At 70.5% G+C, this 10,035-nt stretch carries 10 protein-coding genes and 1 pseudogene; 7 read left to right on the top strand and 4 right to left on the bottom strand.

The genetic code is table 11. The features are described 5' to 3' along the window. Window positions 1-585, bottom strand: a pseudogene (locus tag V8688_RS27930) (amino acid deaminase); the annotation flags it as partial. 193 nt (window positions 586-778) lie between these two features. Here V8688_RS27930 and V8688_RS27925 point away from each other — a divergent pair. The 4 genes from V8688_RS27925 to V8688_RS27910 all read left to right on the top strand — a co-directional run bounded on the left by V8688_RS27925 (window position 779) and on the right by V8688_RS27910 (window position 3,248). Then, window positions 779-1,783: a sugar kinase gene (locus tag V8688_RS27925; protein WP_342802044.1), complete on the top strand. Its 1,005-nt coding sequence runs from the start codon at window positions 779-781 to the stop codon at window positions 1,781-1,783. Further along, window positions 1,780-2,550 carry an IclR family transcriptional regulator gene (locus V8688_RS27920; RefSeq protein WP_218718184.1) on the top strand — a complete coding sequence of 257 codons (771 nt, stop codon included), beginning with the start codon at window positions 1,780-1,782 and terminating at the stop codon, window positions 2,548-2,550. Before V8688_RS27925 ends, V8688_RS27920 begins: the two co-directional genes overlap by 4 nt. 6 nt (window positions 2,551-2,556) lie before the next feature. Further along, a complete protein-coding gene (locus V8688_RS27915; RefSeq protein WP_218718185.1) occupies window positions 2,557-2,976 on the top strand; it encodes a RidA family protein in 420 nt (139 codons plus the stop codon). Window positions 2,977-3,080: 104 nt separating this feature from the next. Then, complete coding sequence (locus V8688_RS27910; protein ID WP_218718186.1) at window positions 3,081-3,248, top strand: hypothetical protein; 168 nt, start codon at window positions 3,081-3,083, stop codon at window positions 3,246-3,248. Window positions 3,249-3,251: 3 nt separating this feature from the next. Here the strand turns inward: V8688_RS27910 and ppc are convergent, their stop codons facing one another. From ppc to V8688_RS27895, 3 genes are all read right to left on the bottom strand, one after another. Further along, window positions 3,252-6,023: a phosphoenolpyruvate carboxylase gene (gene ppc, locus V8688_RS27905; RefSeq protein WP_342802043.1), complete on the bottom strand. Its 2,772-nt coding sequence runs from the start codon at window positions 6,021-6,023 to the stop codon at window positions 3,252-3,254. A 105-nt stretch (window positions 6,024-6,128) separates the two neighbouring features. Next, complete coding sequence (locus V8688_RS27900) at window positions 6,129-6,551, bottom strand: VOC family protein (protein ID WP_316574099.1); 423 nt, start codon at window positions 6,549-6,551, stop codon at window positions 6,129-6,131. Window positions 6,552-6,607: 56 nt separating this feature from the next. After that, window positions 6,608-7,165, bottom strand: coding sequence for a sugar O-acetyltransferase (locus V8688_RS27895; RefSeq protein ID WP_342802042.1), 558 nt, complete (start codon window positions 7,163-7,165; stop codon window positions 6,608-6,610). A gap of 62 nt (window positions 7,166-7,227) precedes the next feature. Here V8688_RS27895 and V8688_RS27890 point away from each other — a divergent pair, with 62 nt between their 5' ends. From V8688_RS27890 to V8688_RS27880, 3 genes are all read left to right on the top strand, one after another. Then, window positions 7,228-7,881 carry a LysE family translocator gene (locus tag V8688_RS27890; protein ID WP_218718190.1) on the top strand — a complete coding sequence of 218 codons (654 nt, stop codon included), beginning with the start codon at window positions 7,228-7,230 and terminating at the stop codon, window positions 7,879-7,881. A 45-nt stretch (window positions 7,882-7,926) separates the two neighbouring features. After that, window positions 7,927-8,553, top strand: a complete 627-nt coding sequence (locus V8688_RS27885; RefSeq protein ID WP_218718191.1) for a TetR/AcrR family transcriptional regulator — start codon at window positions 7,927-7,929, stop codon at window positions 8,551-8,553. Window positions 8,554-8,674: 121 nt separating this feature from the next. Next, window positions 8,675-10,033, top strand: a complete 1,359-nt coding sequence (locus V8688_RS27880; protein WP_218718202.1) for a lipase family protein — start codon at window positions 8,675-8,677, stop codon at window positions 10,031-10,033. Window positions 10,034-10,035 lie beyond the last annotated feature (2 nt).

Genomic DNA, 10,035 nt, shown 5'->3' with positions numbered 1-10,035 from the left:
GACGGCGCGCGCTTCGGCACGGGACCGCGCGCCGGTGCGCCCGTGCGGGCCGCCGAGTTCGACCAGCACCCGGACCCGCGGGCTGGGCGGGGTGTCGCGCAGGAGCTTGTCCATCAGTTCGACGGTGGCGACACTGTCGGCCCAGCAGTAGAACTCGAACCCGGCATCGCGCGCGGATTCGGCGGCGACCCAGGTCAGGGCGGCCGGATCGACGAGCGCGTTGGCCAGCACGATCCTCCCGACCCCGAACGAGCGCGCGAGCTGAGCCTGCCAGCCGGTGGCCAGCGTGATCGCCCAGGACCCCGCTGTGAGCTGGGCGCGCCAGAGCTGGGGCGCCATCGTGGTCTTGCCGTGCGGCGCCAGGGCGACGCCCGCGGCCGCGGTCCAGCGCGCCATCAGCGCGATGTTGTCCGCCAGCAGACCGCGGTCGAGGGTGAGCAGTGGCGTTTCCCAACGATCCAGTTCCGGTGCGTCCGCGAGGTATTCGCGCACGGTCCGGCCCCAGGCCGCGGGCGGCACGCTCTTGTCGCGCGGGCCGATCGCCTCGTCGGCGAGCGCGTCCACGACGGCGTTGTCGATCGTCACAGCATCCCTTTCCGTCGATCGCCCGCGGGTTTCCCGGCCGGTCGGTCATATCGGGTAGATATTGCATAATGTGCAACGCTGGTTGCACTGAATGTTTCCGCTCGTTATTGTGCATCCCAGAGGCAGTGACCGCAACCACGGAAGGGCAGAAAAGGTGACCCAGGCAACATCAGCGCCACCCAGGGCGGTCACCGTGGGCGAGGGGTTGGCCGTGCTCGTGGCCCGGCCCGGCCCGCTGGAGCAGTCCCCGTCTTTCGACCGGAGCGCCGGCGGCGCCGAGGCCAATGTGGCCACCGTGCTCACCCAGCTCGGGGTCGCGGCGGCGTGGCTCTCGCGCGTGGGTGACGACGGCTTCGGCCGCTATCTGGTCGCGCAGCTGGCGGGCCAGGGGGTCGATGTCGGCGCGGTCGCCGTCGATCCGGGCCGGCCGACCGGCCTCTACGTCAAGGAGCGCGGCAGCGGGTCGGGCGCCACCCACGACCTGCCCGCCCACGCCAGCCGGATGCACTACTACCGCGCCGGGTCCGCCGCCAGCGCCCTGTCCCCCGCCGATCTCGCGACCCGGGCGGCGGCCGGCCTGCTCGACAGCACCGACCTGGTGCACTTCAGCGGCATCACCCCGGCGCTGTCGGAGTCGGCGAACCAGTTGACCCGCACGTTGATCGCGCTGCCCCGGCGCGGGCGGCTGGTGAGCTTCGACCTGAATTACCGTCCGGCGCTGTGGGGTTCGCGGATCGCCGAGGCCGCCGACGAACTCGCCGCGCACGTCCGCGGCGCCGACGTGGCGCTGCTCGGCGCCGACGAGGCCGAGGAGATCTTCGGCACCGGCGATCCGGGCGCACTGCGCGCGCTGTTTCCCGAACCGGCCCAGCTGATCGTCAAGAACGACAAGCACACCGTCACCGGATTCGACGGCGACGCCGTCGTCGAGGTACCCGCGCTGGCACTCGAGATCACCGAGAGAATCGGCGCCGGTGACGCTTTCGCCGGCGGCTACCTCGCCGCGCTCCTGCACGAGGCGGATCTACGCACCCGGCTGCGCTACGGCCACCTGTGTGCCGCCGCCGCCCTCACCGCCACCGGTGACGCGGCGAAAATTCCTCCGGTACAAGATATTCGGCGACTCGCGCAGCTGCCGGCGGCGGCGTGGGCCGGGCTGCGCTATCCGGAGGCATTGGATGGGACGATCAGGCCATGAGTCAAAGCGTGTCGCGGGCCCTGTCCATTCTCATCGCCCTCGGCGAGGACTCGCAGTCCCTCGACGAGCTGGCCGGGCGGCTCGGCGTGCACAAGTCCACGGTGCTGCGACTGCTCCAGACGATGCAGGCCGAGCGCTTCGTCGTGCGCGACAACGCCCACCGGTACTCGCTCGGCACCCGCATGTTCGAACTGGCCAGTCACGCGCTGGAGAACCGCGATGTCCGCACCGTGGCCCGGCCGCATCTGAGCGCGCTCGGCGCCGCCACCGGACAGACAGTCCACCTGGCCGCCTACGAATCCGGTGACGCCGTCTACATCGACAAGGTCGACGCCGAACAGGCCGTCCGGATGTACTCCCGGATCGGCCGACCCGCGCCGCTGCACTGCACGGCGGTCGGCAAGGTCCTGGTCGCGGCCCTGCCCCGGGCCGAGTGGCGCGCCGTCGCCGCGCGGCTGGACTACCACCCCTTCACCACCCGCACCCTGCGCACGCCCGAGCAGTATCTGGCCGAGCTGGAACTGGTCGCCGCGCAGGGCTATGCCGAGGACCACGAGGAACACGAGAGCTTCGTCAATTGCATCGGCGTGCCGGTGCGCGACGGGATCGGCGCGGTGGTGGCCGCCGTGTCGGTCTCGGTACCCGACGTGCTGCTCGACCACGATCAGGTGCTGGCGCTGTTGCCGCAGGTCAGGGCGACCGCCGACGCCATCTCCACCGAACTCGGCTGGGCCCCCCACCGAGACGTCACCGCGAGGAAAGGCTGAACTGCCATGGGTACCGACAAGTCCGAGAAGATCGCCGTGCGCACCGCCGACGCCCCCGCGCCCGCGCACACCTTCTCCCAGGGTGTCCGCAAGGGCCCGTTCGTGCAGGTCTCGGGCCAGGGACCCGTCGACCCGGAGACCAACGAGTACCTGCACCCCGGCGACGTCGCCGCCCAGACCACCCGCACGCTGATGAACGTCAAGGCCATCGTCGACGCCTCCGGCGCCACCTTCGACGACGTGGTGATGCTGCGCGTCTATCTCACCCGAAGGGAGGATTTCGCCGTCATGAACCAGGCGTATGGTGAATTCGTCACCAAGCACACGACCGGTGACGTGCTGCCGGCGCGGACCACCGTCTTCACCGGCTTGCCGCGGGCGGAGATGCTGGTCGAGATCGACGCCATCGCCGTCGTAACAGACTGAGCCACAGCGTTTCCGGTGATGTCTCCGACATCACGCAGCACCCCGTGTTGAGATGGGGCGGCCCCTGCGGGGGCTGTTCCGCCCGTTCTACCCGAGGATCCGCCATGTTCGCCAAGATCGCCCGCCCGCTCGCTGTCGCCGCACTCGCCCTGTCCGTGATCACCGTCGGCGCTGGTACCGCCTCGGCCGCCGCCGCCGAGCCCGTCGTCGGCTCGGTCGCCGTCTGCGTCGGTATCCCGGTCGGCCCGGTCACCGTCACCGTCTGCCTCTAGCGGCTAGCCCGAGTTGCGCAAGGCGGTGGCCAGTCCGTTCATGGTGAGCAGGATGCCCCGCTTCACCAGTTCGGAATCGTCACCGCCGCGCAGCCTGCGCAACAGATCCACCTGGAGCTGATTGAGCGGTTCCAGGTAAGGGAAGCGATTGTGGATCGATTCCGCCAGTGACGGGTTGTCGCTGAGCAGTTCCTCGTGGCCGGTCACGGCCAGGTACATGCGGATGGTGCGGGCGTGCTCGTCGCGGATCATCCCGAAGATCTGCGCGCGCAGCGCCGGATCCTCGACCAGGTCGGCGTAGCGGGCGGCGATGTCGAGATCGCTCTTGGCCATCACCTGCGCCAGGTTCGACAGCACCGTCCGGAAGAACGGCCAGCGCCGGTAGAGATCGGTGAGCCGGGCCAGCCGCTGCGGGTCCTCGCCGACCCAGTCCGCGAGCGCGGTGCCCGTGCCGTACCAGCCCGGCAGCATGACGCGCGCCTGGCTCCAGGCCATCACCCACGGGATCGCGCGCAGATCGGCCACCGAGTTGGTGGGTTTGCGCGAGGCCGGGCGGCTGCCGATATTGAGGTCGCCGACCTCGGCGACCGGAGTGGACTGCCGGAAGTACTCGACGAAGCCCGGCGTGTCGTGCACCAGCCGCCCGTAGGCGGCGCGGGCCCGGGCCGCCAGATCGTCGAGCAGTTCGTAGGCAGGCTCGGCGTCGTCACCGAGGCCCTCCACGTCCAGCAGGGTCGATTCCAGGGTGCCGGCGATCAGCGACTCCAGATTGCGGTGGGCCGCGCCCTGTTCGGAGTACTTCGCGGCGATCACCTCGCCCTGTTCGGTCAGCCGCAGCGAGCCCTGCACCGCGCCGGCGGGCTGGGCCAGGATGGCGTCGTAACTGCGGCCGCCACCTCGGCCGACGGTGCCGCCGCGACCGTGGAACAGCCGCAAGCGGATGCCCGACTTGCGCGCCACCTCCACCAGATCCAGCTCCGCCCGGTACAGCGCCCAGTTCGCGGCCAGGTAGCCGCCGTCCTTGTTCGAATCCGAGTACCCGAGCATCACCTCCTGCCGCATCCCCGCCGCGGCGACCAGCTCGCGATACACCGGAACGTCCAGCACCGCCGCCAACGTCGCCGCGCCCGCGCCCAGGTCCTCGATGGTCTCGAACAGCGGGACGATGCCGACCGGGCTGCTCGGTGTGCCCTCGGCGGTGCCCGGATCCAGGATGCCCGCTTCCTTGAGCAACAGCGCCGCCTCGAGCATGTCGCTGACCGAGGTGCACATGCTGATGATGTAGTTCGGGATGGCGGCGGCGCCGAAGGTATCGATCACCTCTTTGCCCGCGCGCAGCACGCCCAGTTCCTTGGCGGCGAGCTCGCTCAGCTGCGCGTGCGGGCCGAGCAGCGGTCGGCGGGTGCGCAATTCGTTCGACAGCAGCTCCACGCGCTGCGCCTCGGACAGACTCGGGTAGTCGGCGTGCACGCCCGACCAGGCCAGCAGCTCGGTGACGACCTGCTCGTGCACCTCGGAGTTCTGCCGCAGGTCCAGGGCTTGCAGATGGAAGCCGAAGGTCTCGACGGCGTGGCGCAGCGCGGCGAGGCGGTCGTCGGCGAGCAGGGCGTCACCGCCGGCGCGCAGCGAGAGGTCGACCGCGTCGAGGTCGTCGAGGACCGCCTGCGGGGTGGCGTACGGCGGGGCACCCGCGGCCAGACCGTTGTCGGGCAGCGTGCCCAGCGCCAGCTCGGCGGTGGCACTGAGCCGGGCCCGGATCGCGTGCAGCGCACGGCGGTACGGCTCGTCGGCGAAGACGGCCGGGTCGGGGTAGCCGGCCTCGGCGAGCGCGGCGACCGCCGGGCTCACCTGGACCAGCCGGGCCGACAGCGACAGCGTCTTCTCCAGTTCGACCAGCTCGTCCAGGTACCGGCCGAAGGCGTAGGCGGCGGCCTGCTGGGCCGCGGTGTGCACGACTTCCGCTGTCACGAACGGGTTTCCGTCCCGGTCGCCGCCGATCCACGAGCCGGGGCGCAGGATCGGGCGGGGCAGCAGGTCGGCCTCGGGCCAGCGCGAGCGCAGCGCGGCACGCACCTGCGCGTTGATCGCCGGGATGACGTCGTAGAGGGTCAGGTCGTAGTAGCGCAGGCCGACCGAGATCTCGTCCTGGATTCGCAGGCGCGCCAGGCGGATCAGCGCCGTGCGCCACAGGGTGAGGACTTCGCGACGGATCCGCAGTTCGGAATCGTCGAAGCCGGGGTCGCCGGGTTCGAGCCTGCGCCGCAGCCGCATCAGTTCGGTGATCTTGGCCTGCACGTCGAAGACGGTGCGCCTGCGGGTCTCGGTCGGATGCGCGGTGATCACCGGGGAGACCAGCGCGTCGGTGAGCAGATCGGCCACCGTCGTGCCGTCGAGCGCGGCCGCGTCGAGCTTGGCGTAGGTGGCCGCCAGCGAGGAGTCCTGCGGCGGCTCGCCCGCCGAGACGTGCGCGGCGCGGCGCCGGTCGCGCTGGATGTCCTCGGCGAGATTGGCCAGCAGCACGAAGTAGCTGAATGCCCGGATCAGCGGAATCGCGGTCTCGGTGGGCGTGCCGTCGAGCATGTCGGCGACCGCGCTGCGTTCGACCTCCTCGCGACGCACCCGGAACGCCTCGGTGCGCACCCGCTCGATCAGGTCGAACACCTCCGGCCCTTCGTGGTCGCGGATGGTGTCACCCAGGATGCCGCCGAGAAACCGGATGTCCTCGCGCAGCGGCCGGGTGGCTTCCTGCTCCTGCACGATTCGCGATTCGCCCATGGAAAGACAGTATTGCCGCCGTCGCCGTCTCGCGACCCGGCGACGCGCCCCGCCCGGCCACGACACCCGTGGTGCTCGGCCGCGCCGAGCACCACGCGGCCTCGATCAGCCCTTCCGGCGACCGGTGAAGCGGATCTGGTTGCCCCAGGGGTCGACGAAGGCGCAGTCGCGGCCGTACTGCTGGTCGACCGGGGGCTGGGCGACGGTGCCGCCGAGGTCGCGGATCCGGGTGAAGGTGGCGTCGACGTCGTCGGTGGCGAAGATGATCGTCGACTGCATCCCGCCGTCGAGCCGGGCCCGAGCGGCGGCGCGGCGGGCCTCGTCGGGCGCCATCTGCGGAACCTCGAGGACGAATTCGATGGTGGGCTGGCCGACCGGACCCACCGACAGCCAGCGCGCGTCGTCGACGAACGGCATATCGGTGCGGACCTCGAGGCCGATCACGTCCTCATAGAACGTCTTGGCCTCGTCCTGGTCGCCGACCAGCAGCATGACGTGGGTGAGCGCGAGATCTTCACCGTGGCGCATGGGTGTCTCCTTCGATGCCGGGATCGTGTGCGTGCGGTTCAGCGTATCCAGCACCCCTACAGCGACCGGATGACCCGCGCCGGATTGCCCGCCGCGAACACCCGGTCGGGCAGGTCCCGGGTGACCACGCTGCCCGCGCCGACCACGACGTCGTCACCGATGGTCACCCCGGGGCACACGATCACCCCGCCGCCGAACCACGCGTTGTCACCGATCCGGATCGGCGCCGCGGATTCCCAACGCTGCCTGCGTTTTTCGTGGTCATCCATCGGGTGCAGGGCGGTCAGCAGCTGACAGCGCGGCCCGATCGAGCAATCGTCGCCGATGACGATCGGCGCGCAGTCGAGCAGGATCGCGTCGTAGTTGAGGAAGCTGTTCGAGCCGATCTCGACCAGATAGCCGTAGTCGCACTGGAACCGGGGCATGATCCACGATCCCTCGCCCAGTTTGCCCAGCAGGTCACCCAGCAACCGGGTCCGGCGCTCGGTCTCGTCGGGTCCGGTCCGGTTGAACTCGTCGCACAGCCGCTGCACCCGGTGCCGTTCGCCCACCAGTTCCGGATCGCTGTCCTTGTACCACTGCCCGCTCAGCATCCGTTGCTTCTGCTCGCCCATGGCGGCGAGTGTAGGTGTGGTCGGTGTCGTGCCATTGCCTGCCGGGAGCCGGATCGTTAGCGTTGATCAGCATGGTGTCGATGACGCATCTCGCGTCCTTCGCGGGGTTGGCCTTGCTGCTCGTCGTGGTTCCGGGGCCGAGTGTGCTGTTCACGATCAGCCGGGCCCTCACGGTCGGCAGGCGGGCGGCGATACTGACCGTGGTCGGCAATTCGGCCGGGGTGTACGTGCAGGTCGTAGCGGTCGCGGTCGGGCTCGGCGCACTCGTGGCGACCTCGGTGGCGGTGTTCACGGCCGTCAAACTGGTCGGCGCGCTGTATCTGGTCTATCTGGGAATCCAGGCGATCCGGCACCGGAGCGACCTGGCCAGGGCGCTACAGCCCGGCCAGGCCGGGCCCGGCTATTCCACCGTCGCGGTGCTGCGTGACGGGTTCGTCGTCGGCTTCGCCAATCCGAAGACCATCGTGTTCCTGGCGGCGCTGCTGCCGCAGTTCGTCGATACCGCCCGCGGTGGCGTCCCGCAGCAGATGCTGGTGCTCGGCATCTGCATCCCGTTGTTCGGGCTGATCTTCGACACGCTGTGGGCGCTCGCGGCGGATTCCGTGCGCGGCTGGCTGGCCCGCACGCCGCGCCGGCTGGCCGCGGTCGGCGGCACCAGCGGGCTGATGATGATCGGACTCGGCACCTCGCTGGCCTTCACGGGGCGCAAGGACTGACCTCCGTGGATGCCGCGGCGTCGCCGCGAACGTAGGGTCGATGTCGTGACGACAGCGCGCACCCGACACAACTACACCGGTACCTCGGTCGCCGAGCGGCAGATCGAGCGCCGCGCGCTGTTCATCGAGGCGGGGCTGACCGTGTTCGCGGAGAAGTCGTACGCCAACAGTTCGCTGACCGACGTGTGCGCGGCGGCCGGACTGTCGCGGCGGCAGTTCTACGAGCAGTTCGCCGGACGCGAGGAACTCCTCGTCGCGGTCTACGACTCGGTGCAGGGCAAGGCCAGGGACGCGGTCGCCGCGGCGCTGGCCGCGGCCGACACCGACGACCTGCGCGCGCTCATCGACGCCGCCGTGCGCGCCTACACGAAGGCGATCACCGACGATATCCGCTGCGTCACCGTGGCTTTCGTGGAGATCGTCGGGGTGAGCCCCGCGATCGAGGCCCATCGCGCGCAGGTCCGCGACCAGTGGGGCGAGGTGGTCGCCGCGATCGCGCAGGGACGCGACGGGGTGCGGATACCGCCGGGTGGCTGGCGCGTCGCGATGGCCGCGTTCATCGGCGCCGTCAACGGCGCGGTGCATCAGTGGAGTCTGGACGACCCGCGCCCACCCGTGGACGAGCTCGTCGACGTGTTCTCCACGCTGCTCAATGCCTTGACCGCGGCCTAGTCACCCGACCGCTGATTGCGATCTACGCCACACCCGTGCCATAGTAGCCGTCATTGAGACGAAGGCGTCTCAATTCACGTGAGGACTGTGCACGATGAGATCTCCCTTCGCTCTGCGATGGATGGCCCTGGCCACGGGCGTGCTCGCGGCCGCTACGGTCGTGGTGGCCGGACCGGTCGCGGCCGAACCGGCCGCCGTGGCGCCCGCCCCGGTGATTCCGCTCCCGCCCGAACTGGATCCGGGCTTCTACCTGCCGCCCGCCGAGGTCGTGGCGGCCACGGCGCCGGGCGCGATCATCGCCGCCCGACAGGTGCGCATCGCCGATTTCGGCGTGCTGCCGATCGATGTCGATGCCTGGCAGGTGTCCTACCGCTCCAACAACAGCCGCGACGAGGCGATCCCCGCGGTCGCCACCGTGATCAAGCCGCGCGGCCAGGCGCCGCAACCGCGCAAGCTGCTCTCGGTGCAGCTCGCCGAGGACTCGACCGCGGGCTACTGCGCGCCCTCCTATGCGCTGCAACATCTTTCGGTGGCCCCACTGGCGGGCCAGATCGTCGTGCCCGCCGAGTTCCTGTTCGCCCAGGCCGCGCTGGCGCAGGGCTGGGCCGTCGTCGTTCCCGACCACCAGGGCCCGAATTCGGCGTACGCGGCCGGACCACTGGCCGGGCGGATCACCCTCGACGGCATTCGCGCGGCGACCTCCTTCGCACCGCTCGAGGTGGGGCCGACCGCACCGGTCGGGCTCTACGGCTACTCCGGCGGCTCGATCGCGACCGGTCACGCCGCCGAACTGAAGGCCACCTATGCCCCCGAACTGAACATCGTGGGCGCGGCCGAGGGCGGGGTGGGCGCCGATCTGGGCGCCGCGCTGAGCATGGCGAACAACCAGCTCACCTCGGGCCTGGTCTTCGCCGCGGTCCTCGGCCTCACCCGCGAGTACCCGGACTTCGCCGCCTATCTCGAGCAGCGGCTCGATCCACTCGGCAGGGGCCTGTCCGCGATCAAGTCGCCGCTGTGCGTGCAGTACCAGTCGGCGCTGCTGCCGTTCCTCAACCTGACCGGCATGATCGGCTCCGACGGCAACCCGCTGGACGACCCGCCGGTCGCGACGATGCTCGAGGCCACCCGCATGGGCAAGTCCACCCCCGATATGCCGATGTTCCTGTGGCACTCCGCGTGGGACGAGATCCTGCCGCTGGGCGCGACCGACACCCTGGTCGACACGTACTGCCGGGACCCGAAGGCCTCGGTCACCTACACCCGCGACCACGCCAGCGAGCACATCGTCGCCGAGGTGGTCGGCGGCCCCGCAGCGCTGCTGTGGCTGCGCGAGCGACTCGACGGCATCCCCGCCACCACCGGCTGCACCACCTCCGACGCGGGCACCATGGCCGCCACACCGGGCGCGCTCGACTTCCTCGGCGACACCCTCGCGGCGAAGTTCGCCACCCTCTTCGGCACGCCACTGGGCAGCCGCTGAAC

Origin of the sequence: Nocardia sp. No.11 (assembly GCF_038752175.1) — a bacterium.
Lineage (GTDB): Bacteria > Actinomycetota > Actinomycetes > Mycobacteriales > Mycobacteriaceae > Nocardia > Nocardia canadensis.
This window is presented reverse-complemented; position numbering and strand designations above follow the sequence as displayed.